Annotated in this window: 16 protein-coding genes; 13 read left to right on the top strand and 3 right to left on the bottom strand. The window is 52.4% G+C overall.

The genetic code is table 11. The annotated features are described in order from the left end of the window. Positions 1-83 precede the first annotated feature (83 nt). The 8 genes from WKJ03_RS17885 to WKJ03_RS17850 all read left to right on the top strand — a co-directional run bounded on the left by WKJ03_RS17885 (position 84) and on the right by WKJ03_RS17850 (position 9832). Positions 84-1037, top strand: a complete 954-nt coding sequence (locus tag WKJ03_RS17885) for a MoxR family ATPase (RefSeq protein ID WP_337843611.1) — start codon at positions 84-86, stop codon at positions 1035-1037. Next, positions 1037-1987 (top strand): DUF58 domain-containing protein, encoded by a 951-nt coding sequence (locus WKJ03_RS17880; protein WP_337843610.1) that lies wholly within the window; start codon positions 1037-1039, stop codon positions 1985-1987. The genes WKJ03_RS17885 and WKJ03_RS17880 overlap by 1 nt, the downstream gene beginning before the upstream one ends. Continuing rightward, complete coding sequence (locus tag WKJ03_RS17875; RefSeq protein ID WP_337843609.1) at positions 1977-2435, top strand: DUF4381 family protein; 459 nt, start codon at positions 1977-1979, stop codon at positions 2433-2435. The genes WKJ03_RS17880 and WKJ03_RS17875 overlap by 11 nt, the downstream gene beginning before the upstream one ends. Then, entirely contained in the window at positions 2423-3409 is a 987-nt protein-coding gene (locus tag WKJ03_RS17870) for a VWA domain-containing protein (RefSeq protein WP_337843608.1), read from the top strand. The genes WKJ03_RS17875 and WKJ03_RS17870 overlap by 13 nt, the downstream gene beginning before the upstream one ends. Beyond that, positions 3399-5210, top strand: a complete 1812-nt coding sequence (locus tag WKJ03_RS17865; RefSeq protein ID WP_337843607.1) for a VWA domain-containing protein — start codon at positions 3399-3401, stop codon at positions 5208-5210. The genes WKJ03_RS17870 and WKJ03_RS17865 overlap by 11 nt, the downstream gene beginning before the upstream one ends. Further along, the gene (locus tag WKJ03_RS17860) at positions 5204-6859 is read left to right on the top strand and encodes a BatD family protein (RefSeq protein ID WP_337843606.1); all 1656 of its coding nucleotides are present in this window, start codon (positions 5204-5206) and stop codon (positions 6857-6859) included. Before WKJ03_RS17865 ends, WKJ03_RS17860 begins: the two co-directional genes overlap by 7 nt. 116 nt (positions 6860-6975) lie before the next feature. Further along, the gene (gene putP, locus WKJ03_RS17855; RefSeq protein ID WP_337843605.1) at positions 6976-8478 is read left to right on the top strand and encodes a sodium/proline symporter PutP; all 1503 of its coding nucleotides are present in this window, start codon (positions 6976-6978) and stop codon (positions 8476-8478) included. A 133-nt stretch (positions 8479-8611) separates the two neighbouring features. Beyond that, positions 8612-9832: an HDOD domain-containing protein gene (locus WKJ03_RS17850; protein WP_337843604.1), complete on the top strand. Its 1221-nt coding sequence runs from the start codon at positions 8612-8614 to the stop codon at positions 9830-9832. An 11-nt stretch (positions 9833-9843) separates the two neighbouring features. On the opposite strand, the gene WKJ03_RS17845 is transcribed toward WKJ03_RS17850, so the two are convergent. After that, on the bottom strand, positions 9844-10158 hold the full coding sequence (locus WKJ03_RS17845; protein WP_337843603.1) for a helix-hairpin-helix domain-containing protein: 315 nt from the start codon (positions 10156-10158) through the stop codon (positions 9844-9846). Between the two features lie 281 nt (positions 10159-10439). Here WKJ03_RS17845 and WKJ03_RS17840 point away from each other — a divergent pair, with 281 nt between their 5' ends. The 4 genes from WKJ03_RS17840 to WKJ03_RS17825 are packed head-to-tail and all read left to right on the top strand — an operon-like array spanning position 10440 to position 13771. Then, on the top strand, positions 10440-11117 hold the full coding sequence (locus WKJ03_RS17840; protein WP_337843602.1) for a response regulator transcription factor: 678 nt from the start codon (positions 10440-10442) through the stop codon (positions 11115-11117). Further along, positions 11118-12449: an ATP-binding protein gene (locus WKJ03_RS17835; RefSeq protein ID WP_337843601.1), complete on the top strand. Its 1332-nt coding sequence runs from the start codon at positions 11118-11120 to the stop codon at positions 12447-12449. Further along, positions 12446-12835 carry a lysozyme inhibitor LprI family protein gene (locus WKJ03_RS17830; protein WP_337843600.1) on the top strand — a complete coding sequence of 130 codons (390 nt, stop codon included), beginning with the start codon at positions 12446-12448 and terminating at the stop codon, positions 12833-12835. The genes WKJ03_RS17835 and WKJ03_RS17830 overlap by 4 nt, the downstream gene beginning before the upstream one ends. A gap of 42 nt (positions 12836-12877) precedes the next feature. Then, complete coding sequence (locus WKJ03_RS17825; RefSeq protein WP_337843599.1) at positions 12878-13771, top strand: TIGR01777 family oxidoreductase; 894 nt, start codon at positions 12878-12880, stop codon at positions 13769-13771. Here WKJ03_RS17825 and WKJ03_RS17820 read toward each other — a convergent pair. Together WKJ03_RS17820 and WKJ03_RS17815 are read right to left on the bottom strand one after the other, a co-directional pair. Beyond that, positions 13762-16242 (bottom strand): FtsX-like permease family protein, encoded by a 2481-nt coding sequence (locus WKJ03_RS17820; protein ID WP_337843598.1) that lies wholly within the window; start codon positions 16240-16242, stop codon positions 13762-13764. The genes WKJ03_RS17825 and WKJ03_RS17820 overlap by 10 nt on opposite strands. Beyond that, the gene (locus WKJ03_RS17815; RefSeq protein WP_337843597.1) at positions 16232-16948 is read right to left on the bottom strand and encodes an ABC transporter ATP-binding protein; all 717 of its coding nucleotides are present in this window, start codon (positions 16946-16948) and stop codon (positions 16232-16234) included. Before WKJ03_RS17815 ends, WKJ03_RS17820 begins: the two co-directional genes overlap by 11 nt. Between WKJ03_RS17815 and WKJ03_RS17810 the strand changes: the two genes are divergently transcribed. Beyond that, positions 16947-17549, top strand: a complete 603-nt coding sequence (locus WKJ03_RS17810; RefSeq protein WP_337843596.1) for an arylesterase — start codon at positions 16947-16949, stop codon at positions 17547-17549. The two genes, WKJ03_RS17815 and WKJ03_RS17810, sit on opposite strands and share 2 nt — an antisense overlap. Positions 17550-17662 lie beyond the last annotated feature (113 nt).

Here is a 17662-nt window from a genome sequence, read left to right as displayed (position 1 = left end):
ACCTTATAGATAACTTCAGGTCAGAGCCTAGCTGCTTTTGCAGTTAACTGCATGGAAAACAACAACTAACTGGACCAGTATTTATGGTACAAGCCTTTTCTGCATTAAAAGAGTATTTAGACAGTCAGGTGCTGGGTCAAAGCGCCCTGACCGAAGGAATTTTGCTGGCCTTGCTGGCCAACGGCCACTTGTTGGTGGAAGGCCCGCCTGGCCTGGCCAAAACCCGCGCGGTCAACGCCCTGGCAAAAGGGGTTGAAGCCCGTTTCCACCGCATTCAGTTTACACCCGATTTATTACCAGCCGATTTAACCGGCACCGACATTTACCGGCCTGACACTGGTCAGTTTGAGTTTCAGGCCGGCCCTTTGTTCCACCATATTATTCTGGCGGACGAAATTAACCGGGCTCCGGCCAAGGTGCAGTCCGCATTATTAGAAGCCATGGCGGAAAAACAAATTACGGTAGGCCGCAAGACCTACGCCTTGCCTGAACTGTTTTTGGTGATGGCCACGCAAAACCCGCTGGAGCAGGAAGGCACTTACCCGCTGCCTGAAGCCCAACTGGATCGCTTTTTATTGCATCTGAAAGTGGATTACCCGGATGCGGCCACTGAACTTGAGATCCTGCGGTTAACCCGCGGTGAAGCGTTGTCGCAACAAAAAGCCGAATTGTCCCCCATCAGCCAGACGGATATTTTTGCCGCCCGTAAAGCCATTTTACAACTGCATATGGCACCAAGCCTGGAACAATACATAGTGCAGTTGATTATGGCCACCCGCAACGCCGCCGCTTACAGCGATGAGCTGGCCAGTTGGATTGCTTATGGTGCCTCCCCGCGGGCCTCTATCGCGCTGGAACGGTGTGCCCGTGCCAAAGCCTGGTTGTCTGGCCGCGATTTTGTCACGCCGGATGACGTGCAGGACGTGTTTTTGAATGTACTGCGTCATCGCCTGATCCTGACCTACGATGCGGAGGCCCAGGGCCTGACCACGGATCATGTGCTGAAACAAATTCTGAAACTGGTGCCTGTGGCCTGATGCAAAACGCCTTTTCTGTCCATGAACAACTCCGGGCACTGAAAACCAACGGCATCGACCTGGATTTAGCGCAGTTGTTGGCCTATCAACGCTTCCACAGCCTGCTCGATTTAAGCCCGAAAATGGCGATTCAGAGTAAGCTGGCGGGAAGTTACCTGGCCAAAACCAAAGGCCGGGGCATGGAGTTTGATGAAGTACGGCATTACCAGACCGGTGATGATGTCCGCACCATCGACTGGCGGGTCACGGCCCGCACCGGCAAAATGCACACTAAGCTGTTCCGGGAAGAAAAAGAGCGCCCAGTCTTTATTCTGACCGACTTGTCGGACTCAATGCAGTTTGGCTCCAGTTTGTTATTTAAGTCGGTGCAGGCGGCTCATCTGGCGGCTCTGCTCGCCTGGCATGTGAAAGAGCGCGGTGACAAGCTCGGTGGTCTGGTGTTCAGCCAGGAGCAACTGCTGGAACTGAAACCTGCGGCGCGCAGCCAGTCGGTATTGCGCTATTTAAATGCGATGCTTCGGGTGCAACAGGGGAAAGCGCTGCCATCCAAAGTACAGCTGGATCAGGCACTTGCCTTACTGCGTCGGCTGGTACATCCAGGCGCGTTGGTGTACTTACTGTCGGATTTCAGCACTTTAACTGCCCAGGGCTGGCGTCATATTCAGGCCATTCGTCAGCACAATGAAGTCTGTGCCGTGCAGATTCTTGATCCGCTGGACAGCAGCTGGCCTGTCCATGCCAGTGGTGGTGCCCGCATCAGTAACGGCGAGGAGGAAGCTGTGCTGGATTTAGGCTCAGGCTTTAAACGCCAACAGTATCAACTTGAACAGCAGCAACAGCAGCAGCAATTGCAGCTGAGCTTTCAACAGCTGGGGTGTCGCTTTATGCAGCTGTCCAGCGGTGAATCGTTATTACAACAACTCAACAGGAGCTGGGGCCATGGCCGCTGAACCTGCATTACAACTGGCCGACATCAGCGAGCCGGCCCTGGCCACCTTCTGGCCACCAGCCCCTCTCTGGTGGGGGCTGGCCTTAGTGCTGTTTCTGCTATTGGTCTGGATGGTCAGGCATTTGATGCGCCGGCGGCATAAACAGCTGGCATTACGCCAGGCCCGGCAGGAATGGGCCCAGCTCAGTCCTTTGCAAAGTGCAGAGCTGAATCAGTTGCTCAAACGCCTGGTCAAACACTACCAGCCGACGCACCCGGCTCTGTCTGCTGCTCTGCCCCAATGGCAACAGCTGCTGCAGTCGTTACACACAGAACCTTTGCCAGATTTACAGCACCTGTTGTATCAGGGCGCACCAGCTGAACAACAACAGCAACAGTTTTACCACTGGGCAGGCGCTCTTCTGCGTCAGCTGAACGTACAGCAACTGGAGGCCTTATGTTCGAATTAGGTTATCCCTGGTTGGCTTTACTGCTCCCCTTGCCTTTGCTGTTCCGGCAAAAAACCAGCGCTCATGGTGCCGCGTTGCGCCACCAGGCGCTGTATCAGTTCAGCCGGAAACAACAAAGCAAAGTGCAGGCCCCACGGCACTGGAGCCGCTGGTTACGTGCCCTGTGCTGGTGTTTATTGGTGTTGGCGGCGACCCAGCCTCGCTGGTTGGGCGACACTATTACCCTGCCCCAACAAGGACGGGACCTGATGCTGGCCGTTGACCTGTCCGGTTCGATGGACATTACCGATATGCAATACCAAAACCAGGCCATCAACCGGCTGGATGCGGTGAAGCTGGTACTAAACGACTTTATTCAGAAACGTCAGGGAGACCGGCTTGGGCTGATCCTGTTTGGTGATGCTGCCTATCAGCAAACCCCTCTGACGTACGACCTGACCACAGTCCGCACTATGCTCGATGAATCGGTGCGGGGGTTGGCTGGTGAGCGCACCGCCATTGGTGAAGCCATTGGCCTGGCCATTAAACGGCTGAACAGTTACGAAACGTCCAACAAAGTACTGATCCTGCTAAGCGACGGTGCCAATACGGCCGGGGTGATTCAGCCGCTGGAAGCCCTGCAGCTGGCCAAAGCCGCCGGGGTAAAGATTTACACTGTGGGTGTGGGCGCAGAACAAATGGTGCAGGAGAGCATCTTTGGCCGGCAACTGGTGAACCCGTCACAGGATTTGGATGAAGCCCTGCTGACTCAACTGGCGACTGAAACCGGCGGCCGTTATTTCCGCGCCAGGGATTTACAGGAGCTGGCCGGTATTTATCAGTTGCTCGATCAACTCGAACCTGTGGAGCGCGATCACATCAGCTACAGGCCCCAACAAAGCCTGTTGCATTATCCGCTGCTGTTGGCGCTGCTGCTTATGGCTGTGCTGGCAGGCCGTCAAATCCAACTGCGGAGGCAGCACCATGTGGCCTGAATTGCATTGGTTACGACCTGAAATGGCCTGGCTCGCCCTGCCCGCTGTGCTCTTATGGTTGCTGTTCTGGCGTTTTCGCCGTGTACCCAGCGTCTGGCAGCAGTGGATAGCCCCTCATTTACAACACAGGTTATTCAATGGCACCACAACACAACAACCTCAAAAGGCGCTGTGGCTGCTGCTGTTTTGGCTGCTGTTAGTGCTGGCACTCTGTGGCCCCAGCCTGCAAAAAATACCGCAGCCGGTGTACCAGCTGAAAAAAGCCACAGTGCTGGTGATGGATATGTCTTTATCGATGCACGCCACCGATCTGAGCCCGGACCGGGTGACGCAGGCCCGCTTTAAAGCGATGGATTTTCTTGAAGGTGTGCAGGAAGGCGAAGTAGCACTGATCAGTTTTGCTGGCGATGCCTTTGTGATTTCCCCCCTGACCCAGGACAAAAACAACCTGAAACTGCTGCTGCCCACTTTAAGCCCGGACATTATGCCGGTGCAGGGGTCAAACCTGACTGCCGCCTTGCGGCTGGCGGCGCAGTTGCTGCAGCAGGGCAATTACAGTCAGGGCGACGTCGTGCTGTTTACCGATGGTTTTTCCAGCCGCGACTACGCGGCGCTGCGTGATCAACTGGATAATTACCCGCACCGTGTTTCAGTGCTGGCCTTTGGTTCAGCCGAGGGCGCACCGGTGCGGCTGAGCAATGGCGAGCTGCTCAAAGACAATCAGGGTGCCATAGTGCTACCCAAAGTGCCCCTGCTGCAACTGCAACAGCTGGCACTGCAAAAAGCCGGCGTATTTGCTCAGGCACAGCCGGATGACAGCGATATCCGCCAACTGTGGCAATTGCCTGATCTGACCAGCCTGCAGGACGAACAACAGCCCAGCCAGCTGCGTGGCGAGCAGTGGCAGGACAATGCAGTCTATCTGGTCTGGTTGTTGCTGGCGTTCTGGTTATGGCAAAAGAAACAAGGCCAGCTGCTGGCACTGTTGCTCTGTGTTTACCTGCCGCAAAGCCATGCGCTGGACTGGCAGGATTTATGGCTGAACCAGCAACAACAAGCAAAACAGGCCTACGAACAGCAGGACTACAGCAGTGCCTGGCAACAATTTGATGACCCTTTATGGAAAGGCAATGCCGCCTATCGAGCCGGCGATTTTGCCGCCGCAGAAAAGTCGTACCGGCAAGCCAGCGGACCGGATGCCAGCTACAACCTTGGCAACAGCCTGGCGCAACAACAACGCTTTGACGAAGCCATTCAGGCCTATGAAGACACCCTGGCGCATCAGCCGGACCACGCCAATGCCGCCCATAATCTGGAGCAGGTAAAAAAGGCGCTGGAGCAGCAAAAGCAGCAAGAGTCTCAGGATCAGAAGCAGCAGGGCGACTCCAACGAGCAACAATCTCAGGGCGATCCATCGCAGGAACAAAACGCTGAAAACAAATCACAGCAGAGTGAAAACTCTGAGCAGTCCTCAGAGCAGAATCAGTCGTCCGGGCAAGGTGACAAAGATCCCGAACCTCAGGCAGGTCAACACAATGACCCACAACAACAAGCCCAAAACAACGAACAACAGCAGCAGCAAGAACAGAAACAGGCAGAACAGCAAGAATCCGCTCAGCAAAAACAACAGGCGATATCCGAAGCCTGGCCCAATGCATCACCAGAGCAAAGCCAGCAGCTGGATAACTTGCTGAGAAAAGTGCAGGACGATCCCTCCTTATTGCTGAAACGAAAAATGGCCCTTGAATATCAGAAGCGACGCTTTGAACAGGCATCGCAGGGAGTATTGGAAGAATGGTAAGACATGCTGTGTTTGCATTGGGACTGACCCTGCTTTTCGTCAGTCAGCCACTGCTGGCGCTCACTCAACTCAAAGCCAGCCTGGACAAAAACCCGATGCTGTTGGGCGAAACTGCCGTATTGGAGCTGGTGGCCGATGGCGATGTCAGCAGGCAACCGGATTTTTCGGTACTGGAGCCTTATTTTGAAGTGCAGGGACCATCCATAGGCCAGCAAATGCAGGTCTTTAACGGTCAGGCCAGCCGCACCACCAGCTGGCGTTTATTGCTCAAAGCCCGCGACACCGGGCGTTTTGTGATCCCCGCCTTTACCCTGGAAGGTGTCAGTTCCTCCCCTATTGAGGTGGAGGTGCAAAAAGCGCCGGAGCGAAGCAGTCAGAACAAAGAGTTGTTGTTTGTCGAAAGCAGCCTGGAGCAAGAAAAGCTGTATGTGCAGCAGTTGAGTTATCTGACCGTAAAAATTTACTTTAAAGGCGATTTGCAACGCGGCAGTCTGAATGAACCCAAAGTGGCGGGCCTGAGCATTGAACAACAGGGCAAGGATCAGGAAGGCACTGAACTGGTAAACGGAGAACGTTACCGGACCTTCACCCGCCGCTACCGGTTGATCCCGGAACAAAGCGGTGAGTTTACCATTCCGCCAGCCATTCTGAGCGGTGAAATGCTGGACCGCAGCACTGGCCGCTATGACTATTTTGCGCAAACGCAAAGCGTGACCGCCACCTCCAACAGCCTGACCCTGCGCGTAGAACCACAACCAGTCGATTTCCCCGGTGACTGGCTGGTCGCTGGCCTGGTGGAACTGACTGAAGAATGGAGCCCGGCCGGTACCAGTGTACGTCAGGGCGAACCCGTGACGCGCACCATCACACTGACGGCTTTGGATGTGGCAGCCAATCAGTTACCTGATTTGCCTCAGACCACGCCGGACGGAGTGAAGCTTTACCGGGAACAGCCACAAAGCAAACAAGCCGAGCGTAATGGCCGGCTGGTGGCGCAAAAAGTCTTCAGTATGGCGGTGGTTGCCAGCAAAAGCGGTGAACTGACCTTGCCTGAAATTCGGCTGCCCTGGTGGAACGCCAAAACCAACCAACTGGAGTATGCCGAGCTGCCCGCTGTGACATTGCAAGTAGCTGCCGGTGAAAACACTGGCGCTGACACAGCACCTGCCCTCAGCACGAGCCCGGCTGTAACTGCCGCAACCACAGCCACTTCGCCATGGGCATGGACACACAGCAGTTCGGCCCTGTTCCTGTTGTGGTTAAGCACAGTGGCGCTTTGGGTCTGGCAAGCACTGAAAGCAAGGGCTGTTCCACAAGTCAGCAAAACAGTGACCGAGCCCGCCAAAGCACGGATGAATCCAAAGAAACTGCAACAAGCCGCACACGCCAATGATGCTGCATTGTGCCGCAGCTGGCTGCTGGACTGGGCAGAGCAGTATTTTGGTGAACGACCACATTCACTGAGCCAGTTGGGGCATTGGTGTGGGCAGGATGAATTCCGCCAGCAGCTGGAAGGACTGAATAAGGCACTGTACCAACCGGGTTCTGCCCCTTGGCAAGGCAAGGCGTTATGGCAGAGCTGGTCCAGACTGGAACTGCAAAAACAGTCCAGCCACGCCAGATTGGCGCCGCTGTATCCGAACATGTAGCGTCAACAAACAAGGTAAACGCAGCCAGCTGCCAATTCACCGAAAGCACTGGCTTACTTCCGGAGCTGTTGTTAGCATTCGGCGCATTTTATTAAAACAATAAGCACGGGGGTATTATGGCTACGGGAACCATGTTGGCACTTGCCATTTATTTTTTTGCCATGCTGGCTATAGGGGTGATGGCTTACCGCCAATCCAGCAGCAATTTGTCTGAGTATATGTTAGGTGGCCGGAAGTTAGGCCCAAGCGTGACGGCTTTATCGGCCGGAGCTTCCGATATGAGCGGCTGGTTGCTGATGGGTGTACCTGGCGCCATGTATGCCTTAGGACTGTCGCAGATCTGGATTGGTGTCGGCCTGGTGATTGGTGCTTATCTGAATTACATCCTGTTGGCGCCAAGGTTTCGTGTCTATACAGAACTGGCCAAAGACTCGATCACCCTGCCCGATTACCTGGAAAACCGCTTTGCCGACCCAAGCCGTATGCTTCGTCTGGTCTCGGCCTTAGTGATCGTTATTTTCTTTACCTTGTATACCTCATCCGGCATGGTCGCCGGAGGTAAACTGTTTGAAACTGTGTTTCAGCTCGACTACCGCTTTGGCTTGTTTTTAACGGCTGGTGTTGTCATAGCTTATACCCTGCTGGGTGGCTTCCTGGCAGTCAGCATGACAGACTTCGTTCAGGGCATGATTATGTTTGTCGCGCTGATTATGGTGCCTGTGGTTGCCTATGGCTCTTTGGAACAACCTGAAACCCTGTTCAGCACCATAGAACAACTGAACCCGACCCATTTGGATTTGTTTACCGGCACCTCATTGCTGGGCATTATTTCTTTATTGGCCTGGGGCCTGGGGTATTTTGGCCAGCCGCATATTATTGTACGTTTTATGGCGATTCGATCGGTCGAAGATTTTAAAGCGGCCCGCCGCATTGGCATGTCCTGGATGATTGTGTCACTGATTGGCGCCATGGCTATTGGTTTTGTAGGTATTGCTTATGTGCATCAGGCGGGTGCGACGCTGAAGGATCCTGAAACTATCTTTATCTACTTCTCCCAAATTCTGTTTCACCCCTTTGTCGGTGGCCTACTGTTAGCCGCTATTCTGGCCGCCATTATGAGCACTGTTTCCTCCCAGTTGCTGGTCACCTCCAGTGCACTGACCCAGGATTTCTACAAAACCTTTTTACATAAAGCGGCCACGGACAAGCAGCAGGTGCTGATTGGCCGTCTGTCCGTGTTGCTGGTGGCTCTGATCGCGATAGGCTTAGCACTGGACAGCAACAACAGCATCTTATCTTTGGTCGCCGATGCCTGGGCTGGTTTTGGTGCCGCCTTTGGCCCTGTGGTGCTGCTGAGTCTGTACTGGTCACGGATGAATCACTGGGGCGCACTGGCGGGCATCAGTGCTGGTGCTGTGACAGTTCTGTTCTGGGTTTATGCCCCCCTGCAAATTGATGGCAAACAACTGGATGATTTCATCTATGCAATGATCCCTGGTGTACTGGCCTCAGCGCTGGCCACTGTGCTGGTCAGCCGTCTGACATCCCCTCCGGCCGCCGGAGTGCAGGAATTGTTTGGTTCTGTGCTGAAAAAGTTAGAAAAAAGTGAACGCAATTAGATAGATAGGCATAAATCAGTAGTCTCGAGTTTTGTTTTGAACAAAACAAAAAAACTCTGTATGACAGATAGTCGGACAGAGTTTTTTTTTGCTACAGTGGGTTGGTCACCCCAAGGAACAGGAATTTCCCCAAATGTACTTCTACACGGCGCGCCAGCCTATTCTGGACAAAGAGAAGAATCTGTTTGCTTATGAATTATTATTTCGCGATGGGGTAAAAAATTCGTTTCCGGATATAGACAGCGACGAAGCAACCTTAAGAATGATTGAAGGTAGCCAACTGAACCTGGGTCTGGGCGAATTTCTGGATGACAAACCTGGTTTTATTAATTTCACCCTGGATGCGCTCCTCAAAAGATTTCCGACTTTGCTTCCACCTGAGCAGGTCGTGGTTGAAATTCTTGAAACTGTGCAGCCAGGGAAACGATTATTGGCTGAATGTCAGGCACTCAAAAAAGAAGGTTATGTGCTGGCGCTTGACGACTATATTCATCAACCTGTCTGGCGACACTTTTTCCCGCTGATCGATATCATTAAAATTGACTTGCGCAGTACGTCTTTCGAAGAAATACGCCAAATAAAACAGGCGATTGCAGGTTTTCCTCAGATCAAACTTCTGGCTGAAAAAGTAGAGACCAATGAAGAATTCCAACAAGCCATTGAAATGGGTTTTGATTTTTTTCAGGGCTATTTTTTTTCCAAACCTGAAATGATGCAAAGCCGGGCTTTGTCTCCGGCTCAAATGACGCTGGCAGAATTGTTGTACGAAACCGCGAAAAAAGAAATGGACCTGGCTGTCATTACCGGCATATTTGAACGGGATGTAAACCTGTCTTACAAGCTGTTGCGTTATGCCAACTCAGCCGTATTTAAGCGCAGAACCGATATTTCCACCATCCGACAAGCTTTGGTTTTATTGGGACAAACTGAATTGAAACGCTTTTTGTCTGTCTTGTTTACGGCTCAGGTCGGCTCAGAAAAACCAGCAGAGCTGATGCGTCTGGCCATGACCCGGGCACGATTTGCCGAACATCTGTCAATATTAGCCGGTTTCACAGCTCCGGCAGAAGCCTTCCTCACCGGCATGATGTCTTTAATAGACGCCATTTTGGATGAACCAATGGCGTCGGTCATGACAAAACTTCCACTGTCCGTCGATATCAAAGCGGCATTGATCGATAACAAAGGTCCAATGGCTGATTACCTGCAATTGATCAAACTATACGAACAGGCACAATGGGATGAAGCGGAAGTGTGGATCCGGCGACTGCAGTTAGACAACAAAGCAGTGCCGGACGCGTACCACAGTGCGGTGCAGTGGGCCAACGAGCAAATGAAAGCCCTGGGTGAATAACAATACACCACTCAGAAGCTGATATGCTCCGCCATTTTAGCCGCCAGCTTGTCACCAATACCTTTCACTTCCGTCAGCTGTTGCTGATCTTTGATCGGACCATTGGCAGCGATGTACTCTTTGATAGCCTGAGCTTTTTTCTCACCAATACCTGGAATAGCCACCAGCTGCTCCAGACTGGCTTTGTTGATATTAAGTTTAGTTTTTACGGCGGTTTTGGCTTCAGCGCTGACCGTCAAAGGGGCTTTCGCCAACTCCTGAGCCAGGCTCAGGTTGACACCCGCCGTCAGGCTGGCCAGTAACGCGGCAATAAGGATATGTTTCATGATGGATCCCTCCGGTATAGCTCACGTCGCAGACTCTGCCGCCGGGGTTGCGTCCGGTTCCACCTCGTCGCCGTCCTTGCGTTGAGCTGTTATGCAACCTGAAAATAAGCATAGCCACTTGAAACATTATGGCAACTTTTTATCTACATTTTTAAGGCGCTGTCATCGGACTGTTCAGGGGCAATTCAGCCCGGACCAACCATAGTCCGACGATTGAAGCCAAAGCAAGACTGCTTTAGCATAGCGGTCATTAACCCGGTGATATCCCAAAGGAAAGACAGATGCGTTTACTGGTAGTTGAAGACGAAACCCTATTGGCCGAGCAGATCCGCGAACATTTGGTACAACAGCAATTCAGTGTTGACCTGGCATTTGACGGTGCCGAGGGCTGGTACAAGCTGAGCGAGTATCCCTACGATCTGGCTGTCATTGATATAGGTTTGCCAAAAATGGATGGTTTGTCGCTGATCCGGAAAGCCCGTCAGAATGAGCTGAAAACCCCGGTGATCGTATTGACAGCCCGTGGCAGCTGGCAGGAAAAAGTGGAAGGACTGGACGCAGGCGCTGACGATTACCTGACTAAACCTTTCCACACCGAAGAATTACTGGCCCGTATCAATGCACTGATCCGCCGTGCAGCGGGCCAGCCGGATCCGTTGCTCAATGCAGGCCCCATCCGCCTGAACAGCCGGACTCAACAAGTCTGGCACGAGCAGGATGAAGTCAGCCTGACAGCTTATGAATACAAAGTACTGGAGTACTTTATGCACAATCCAAATAAAGTGATTTCAAAAACAGAGCTGACCGAGCACATTTATGATCAGGATTTTGATCTGGACAGCAATGTAATTGAAGTCTTTGTGCTGCGGCTGCGTAAAAAACTGGACCCGACCGGTGAGCTGAAACCAATCGAAACCTTAAGAGGTCGTGGCTACCGTTTTACCCTGGCAGTCAGCTAAATGCAGTTATCACTGAAGCTTCGCCAAGGCGTGATCAGTCTGGTGTTACTGTTGTTTTTATTGCCAGGTTCTTTTTTTGCAATAGAGCAGGCGTTTTACACCCAGTTACTGACCAGCACTGAACAGAAACTCGAAGTGCATATGTATTCGATTCTGGCGGAGGTTCAGCCGCAAGGTGAAGAAGTGGCGTTAAGCAATAACCTGCTTCCCCCTGACTTTTACCGGCCTGATTCTGGCTTAACAGCTTTTATCACCAGTGAAAACAAACTGCTGTGGCAATCAGATTCGTCCATTAACCTGCAGTTTGAACCTCCAATGCATCAGATACTGCCAGCATCCCATGAGTTTGTGCTGATGGAACAACATCAGAAGAAATTCTGGGTCTTGTCTTTTGCGGTACTGTTCGACTCGGGTGACAGCACCTTGCCTATCACTATCCATGTAGTGCAGGACGACGATTTATTGCAGGAACCGCTACAAAGCTTTCGTACCACGTTACGCCAATGGTTTGTCGGCATAGCGGCCGTTTTGCTGTTATTGACCTTGTTGGCCTATTACTGGACAACCAGACCGCTGTGGCTGCTCGACAAAGAAATCAACAAGCTGGAACAGGGCAAGCAGCAGCAGTTGGTTGGCGATTATCCGACTGAACTGCAGAAAATCAAAGAGGACCTGAATTTATTATTGTCCAGCCAAAACCGGCAAAAGCAGCGTTACCGTCATCATTTAAGTGATCTGGCCCATGCCCTGAAAACTCCGATAGCTGTACTGCGTACGTCCAAGTTGTCTGAACAACCCGAGTTGCGTGAGCAATTGGACCGGATCACCGCCATGATAGAACATCAGCTGAAACGCGCGGCAAGCTCAGGCGAAGACGTTTGGCAGAAACAAATTGCCGTCCGCCCTCTGATGGAAAAACTCGAAGCCGCACTGAGTAAAATTTACCGCGACAAAGGTATTCAGCTCGAGATTGAATGCCAGGCCAGCGTCAGCTTCCGTGGCGACGAAACAGATTTTATGGAGATCCTTGGCAATTTGATGGACAACGCCTGCAAAGCCTGCCACCACAGAGTCAAAGTCACAGCTTTTGGTCAGCCACTTCAACTGGACGTGGAAGACGACGGTCCCGGTATTCCTGAACACAAAATGCAAGACATGTTCGAACGCGGCACCCGGCTGGATACCTATAAGGATGGCCACGGTGTGGGCTTATCTATAGTGGCTGAATTGGTTCGATCGTATTCCGGTGTGCTACAGGTGTCGCGCAGCCCTCTTGGCGGTGCACGCTTTGTTGTCCGTTTCAGTGAAACTAAAACAAGGGAAACTGCATGAAAACCCTGGTTCTGACTTTAGCTGTTTTTGCCTGCCATCTGTCCGCCAACTGTGACGAACACCAGCAGGATAAAAAAGCGCAGCTTAGATGCCTTGAACAGCAGTTACAGCAGACCCAGCGGGAACTCAGTACCTGGGAAAACAACCTGCAATTTAAGCTGGAACAGCATGTTAAAACCACAGGCCGTCAGGACGCACTAAATGGTTTCAATAAAAGCCGCCAGAGCTTCCAAAGCTATCAGGAGCAGGATTGCCGCTGGCAATTTCAGCTGCGTTTACCGGAATCGCAGGCTGCAGCCATTGCTTACAAAAGCTGCCAGTTGAGGCATATTCAGCAACGTATTGATCAATTGAAACTTTCTGACTTTCAACCCGAAAATAACTAGCCAGCTATACTTGCCAAAACAGTCACCACCTGAGGCATGCTCATGAAGATCCTGCTCACCGGAGCCACCGGTTTAATTGGGCGCGCTTTGGTTGCGCACTGGCAATCCACCCATCAGCTGATTCTGCTCAGCCGGGATCCAAAACGGGCGGGCAGGCTTTTGGGTACCAACCATCCCTGTGTTGGGCAGTTAAGTGATGTCGATTTTAACCAGTTAGATGCCGTGGTTAATCTGGCTGGCGAGCCTATTGCCGCCAAACGCTGGACCGAGGCACAAAAGCAACGGATCTGCCAGAGTCGCTGGCTTTTAACCGAACAAATCGCCGGCGCCATTCAGCAGGCCAGCACTGCACCTTCAGTGTTGATCAATGGGTCTGCGGTTGGTTTTTATGGTCGACAAGGACCAGAACCTATATCTGAACAAGAGGTGTCCTTTTATCCTGAGTTTAGCCATGATGTCTGCGCCCGTTGGGAAAACCTGGCGAACAGAGCTGCCGGTGAACGCACCCGGGTTTGTTTAGTGCGAACCGGTATTGTGCTCAGTGACAAAGGCGGTGCCTTGAGCAAAATGCTACTGCCATTCCGGATGGGTCTTGGAGGTCCTATAGCCACAGGCCAGCAATTTATGTCCTGGGTCCATATTGAGGATATGGTCGCTTTGATTGATTTTCTGTTGCATCAAAATGAACTGAATGGCCCTTTTAATGCCACTGCACCACGCCCTGTGACAAATCAGCAATTCAGTCAACTGCTGGCCGCCAGGTTGGGGAAAAAAGCGGCGCTGCGGATGCCTGCTTTTGTGGTCAGGGCTTTATTTGGTGAGATGGCCGATTTGATGCTGTTTGGGCAAAACGCCCAGCCTCAGCGTCTGCTGCAGGCTGGGTTTCAGTTCCGTTATCCTCATTTGAAAGAGGCATTGGCAGCACTTCAGCTCTGAAGTGCGCGCCGCAGTAACAGACTGCCAGGCAGACTTAATAAACCGCGCAGCTGCCAGGCGCCCAGCACCGTCACCAAGCCAATACCAGCCACGGGGCCGAGCCACCATAAAGTCCAGTTCGGGCTGTAACTCAACTCAAAGAAACGTTGCTGAACCACAGCAAGCAACACCTCCGCCAGTAAGGTCGCAAAGAGACCAGCCAGAGCCCCCAACGCAGCAAACTCCAGCAGCAATGCTGAGCGAAGAAATACCGAACTGGCCCCCAGAGTTCGCAAGGTAGCAAGTTCTTGTTCACGTTGCTCCAGCGTCGCCTGCACCTGGGCAACCAAGACCAGAGTGGCGGCGGCCACCACCAGGATCAGAATGAAGCTTAACGCTACCGAGACCTGGTTGATGATATCGTTCACCTGTTTGAGGATCGCATCCACCGAAATCACACTGACCGTTGGGAACTGTCGGGCCAATTGATTAAGCAGCTCCGTCCGTTCTGCCGGCAGGTAGAACGCTGTGATATAAGTGGCAGGGAAATTCTGCATCAGATCTGGTGACAGGATCATATAAAAGTTAGGTTGCAGGCTGTTCCAGTCCACAGTACGGATACTGCTGACTTTGGCATCGAATAATTGCCCGCCGATCGAAAACTGTAAAGTATCCCCCAGTTTCAGCAATAACCGTTGTGCAAGCTCGGATTCCACCGATACTTCCGCCCGACTGTTTTCATTAAACCACTGGCCCTGACTGATCCTGTTGTTGTCAGGCAACTCGCTGACCCAGGTAAGATTCAGCTCACGCCCTACCCCTTCGCGGCGCTCAGGAGCTTCTTTGGTCGCTTCATCGCGAAACAGTTCGCCATTCACCGCCAACACCCGGCCTGGTACCATTGGATAGAAACCTGTCAGCGTTAAATTTTCGGTGGTGGCTATAGGTTCCAGCTCAGCCCGGTCCTGAGCAGTCAGATTGACCAAAAACTGATTAGGAGCACCTTCAGGCACCTGCCGCTGCCATTGGTCCAGCAATTCTGAACGCAGGAAATACAGCAGTAACGTAAGAAAAAGCGCCAGGGTAAAGGTAATGAGCTGAAAAGCGTTTGGCCACAGCCGCCGGCGCAGATTGGCCAGTGCCAGTTTCAATGCGCTGCTTTGGCCTGCCGCCATCGGTTTGGCGATTTTCATCATCAGTGCGGCAAACCCCATCAGTAAGGCCGCAAAAAGTGTACAAAGCGCAAACAAAGCCGTACTTAAGAACAGATCGCCGCTAAACAGCCACATCAGGCCCCAAATAGCTGCGGCGCCGCTGGCCAGGTGAATCGGATCGAGTTTCATGCCTTCGTGCTGCTGACGCAGCACATTCAGCGCTGGCACTGCAGCAAGCCGCCATAACGGCCTGGCGGAAAACAGTAAAGCACAAATTAGTGCCGTCAGTGTACCAAGGCCCAGAGGCCGCCAGCTGAAACGTGCTTCATAATCCGGTAAATAAAACCGGATACCAAACTGACTCAGCTCAACGGCCAACTGACCCAGCAGCAAGCCCAAGAACACACTAAATATGGTCACCAGTGCCAGATGACTGCTGTAGAGTTTGCGCGTCAGAGTGGCACTGGCACCCAAGGCTTTCATCACGGCAACAGCACGGGCATGGCGTTGACTGTATCGGCTGGCGGCCACTGCGGCAGCACAGGCGGCCAGAACGATGCCAAGAAGGCCAGCCAGTAATAAAAAGCGTTCAGCTCTGTCTACTGCACCACCGACGGCAGATTGCCTGTCCATCGTCTGCCATCTGTCCTGAGGGCCCAACAGGTCTTTGCTTTGCTCCTCAAGCTGCTGCAGACGATCGCCATCCCCAGCATACATCTGCCGGTAGCTAATTCGGCTGCCTGGCTGGATCACTTGAGTGGCTGGCACGTCATCGATATGCATCAGTAACCGGGGCTGACCGCCAAATACACTTAAAGGTGCATCCGGCTCGTTGATAATAATGCCGGCAACCTGTAAGCGGCTTTCGCCAAGTTCGATAGAATCACCTGGTACCAATTGCAATAAATTTAGCAACCGTTCTTCGACAAAGACCTGGCCTGACGTCGGTTTCAACCCGGGTTTCACCTGCTGTACCCTGGTGCCAAGCTCTAATGTACCCCGTAAAGGGTAACTATCAGAGACCGCCTTGATGGCTGTCAGCTGCATGTTTTCCCCAGCAAACACCATGGAGTTAAATTGCAGTTGTTGGGCTGCTTTGAGCCCCAACGCATCTGCCTTCTGCTGCACATCCGCATTGAATCCCACGGATGATCGCAGAATTTTATCTGCCGCCACAAAATTGGCACTGCGCTGGTACAAAGCCGCTCGGACTGATTCGGTAATACCTGACAGGCTCACCACTGTCAGTACGGCTAAGAACAAAGCGAACGCAATCACCCATAACTCGCCGCGTTTGAGTTCCCGCCAGAACAAACGCCACGCCAGTTTAGCCCACATGACGTTGTGCTCCATCCTGAGCCAGGTCTATTGGGCTCAGCTGACCTGCATGCATGCGGTACCTGAACTGGCAGCGTTGTGCCAGTTCATCATTGTGAGTCACTAACACCAGGGTTGTCCCTTGTTGTTCATTCAGACGAAACAGCAAGTCTTCGACTTTGCTTCCGGTCGCATTATCCAGATTGGCCGATGGCTCGTCCGCAAACAATACCTGTGGGTTGGTAATAAAAGCCCGGGCTATAGCCACCCGCTGCTGTTCACCGCCCGACATCTGCCCTGGGTAAAAATCAGCCCTGTGTGACAACCCCACCTGCTCCAGCAATTCCAGTCCCCGCTGCCGGGCGTCTTTCATTCCGGCCAACTCAGCCGGTAAAGTAACGTTCTCCAATGCGGTCAGGCTTGGCAGCAATAAAAACTGCTGAAACACAAAACCTACTGTTTTTGCTCGTAATGCAGCTCTCTGGTCCTCAGTCATCAGATGCAAAGGCTGCCCCGCCAGGTAACATTCGCCGGCACTGGGGGTATCTAACCCCGCCAGCAACCCCAACAAGGTAGATTTGCCAGAACCGGACGCGCCCACTATGGCAACGCTGGCACCTGCGGCGACAGTCAGGTTAATATCCTGCACTATGGTCAGTGTCCCATCGGACAGCTGCACCTTTTTAGTTAACTGTGTTGCAATAAGATCTGAAGTAGGTGTTGTCATGAATCGTCTTATTTCTGTATTGGGGTTAGTCTGTTGTCTTAGCTTGCCTGTGCAGGCTAAAACCTTACTTATTCTGGGTGACAGCCTGAGTGCGGGCTATGGTTTGAGCCAAAGCCAAAGCTGGGTGCACCTTCTCCAACAAAAGCTATCCGATCAACAGAGTGAAGTCACCCTGGTGAATGCCAGCATCAGCGGTGAAACTTCCGCCGGAGGTTTAGCCCGCCTGCCCGCTTTATTAGCCCAACACAAACCCGACGTGGTGTTAATTGAATTGGGCGCCAATGACGGACTGCGTGGCTTTCCCCTGCCTCAGCTTGAGCAGAACCTTTCAGCTTTGATAAATCAGGTGCAACAATCAGGTGCCCATGCTGTGCTAATGCAAATACGTATACCGCCCAACTATGGCGCACGTTATAGCAAAGGATTCAGCGATTTGTATCCCAAAATAGCGGCAAAGGCAGATGTTCAGCTCTGGCCATTTTTTATGGAGCAAATAGCGTTAAAACCCGAATGGATGCAAGCAGATGGTTTACACCCCAATCTTAAAGCTCAGCCAATCATTGCTGATTTAATGCTGCCAAAGGTGCAAAGTCTAGAATAAAACTGTAAACAAACATAAAAGAGCGGCCGATGGTCGCTTTTTTTGCCATATAGTGAGGAATTTGGTGGAGCTAAGCGGGATCGAACCGCTGACCTCTTGCATGCCATGCAAGC

Source organism: Rheinheimera sp., assembly GCF_037442525.1.
Taxonomy (GTDB): domain Bacteria; phylum Pseudomonadota; class Gammaproteobacteria; order Enterobacterales; family Alteromonadaceae; genus Pararheinheimera.
The sequence above is the reverse complement of the archived record's forward strand: the minus strand, read 5'-3'. Positions and strand labels throughout refer to the sequence as shown.

Bases quoted from the DNA above. Each gene is read 5' to 3' on its own strand.
- WKJ03_RS17870 (WP_337843608.1), top strand. From the start codon at position 2,423: ATGTTCGAATTAGGTTATCCCTGGTTGGCTTTACTGCTCCCCTTGCCT.
- putP (WP_337843605.1), top strand. From the start codon at position 6,976: ATGGCTACGGGAACCATGTTGGCACTTGCCATTTATTTTTTTGCCATG.
- WKJ03_RS17825 (WP_337843599.1), top strand. From the start codon at position 12,878: ATGAAGATCCTGCTCACCGGAGCCACCGGTTTAATTGGGCGCGCTTTG.
- WKJ03_RS17865 (WP_337843607.1), top strand. From the start codon at position 3,399: ATGTGGCCTGAATTGCATTGGTTACGACCTGAAATGGCCTGGCTCGCC.
- WKJ03_RS17850 (WP_337843604.1), top strand. From the start codon at position 8,612: ATGTACTTCTACACGGCGCGCCAGCCTATTCTGGACAAAGAGAAGAAT.
- WKJ03_RS17810 (WP_337843596.1), top strand. From the start codon at position 16,947: ATGAATCGTCTTATTTCTGTATTGGGGTTAGTCTGTTGTCTTAGCTTG.
- WKJ03_RS17885 (WP_337843611.1), top strand. From the start codon at position 84: ATGGTACAAGCCTTTTCTGCATTAAAAGAGTATTTAGACAGTCAGGTG.
- WKJ03_RS17820 (WP_337843598.1), bottom strand. From the start codon at position 16,242: ATGTGGGCTAAACTGGCGTGGCGTTTGTTCTGGCGGGAACTCAAACGC.
- WKJ03_RS17815 (WP_337843597.1), bottom strand. From the start codon at position 16,948: ATGACAACACCTACTTCAGATCTTATTGCAACACAGTTAACTAAAAAG.
- WKJ03_RS17835 (WP_337843601.1), top strand. From the start codon at position 11,118: ATGCAGTTATCACTGAAGCTTCGCCAAGGCGTGATCAGTCTGGTGTTA.
- WKJ03_RS17830 (WP_337843600.1), top strand. From the start codon at position 12,446: ATGAAAACCCTGGTTCTGACTTTAGCTGTTTTTGCCTGCCATCTGTCC.
- WKJ03_RS17845 (WP_337843603.1), bottom strand. From the start codon at position 10,158: ATGAAACATATCCTTATTGCCGCGTTACTGGCCAGCCTGACGGCGGGT.
- WKJ03_RS17840 (WP_337843602.1), top strand. From the start codon at position 10,440: ATGCGTTTACTGGTAGTTGAAGACGAAACCCTATTGGCCGAGCAGATC.
- WKJ03_RS17880 (WP_337843610.1), top strand. From the start codon at position 1,037: ATGCAAAACGCCTTTTCTGTCCATGAACAACTCCGGGCACTGAAAACC.
- WKJ03_RS17875 (WP_337843609.1), top strand. From the start codon at position 1,977: ATGGCCGCTGAACCTGCATTACAACTGGCCGACATCAGCGAGCCGGCC.
- WKJ03_RS17860 (WP_337843606.1), top strand. From the start codon at position 5,204: ATGGTAAGACATGCTGTGTTTGCATTGGGACTGACCCTGCTTTTCGTC.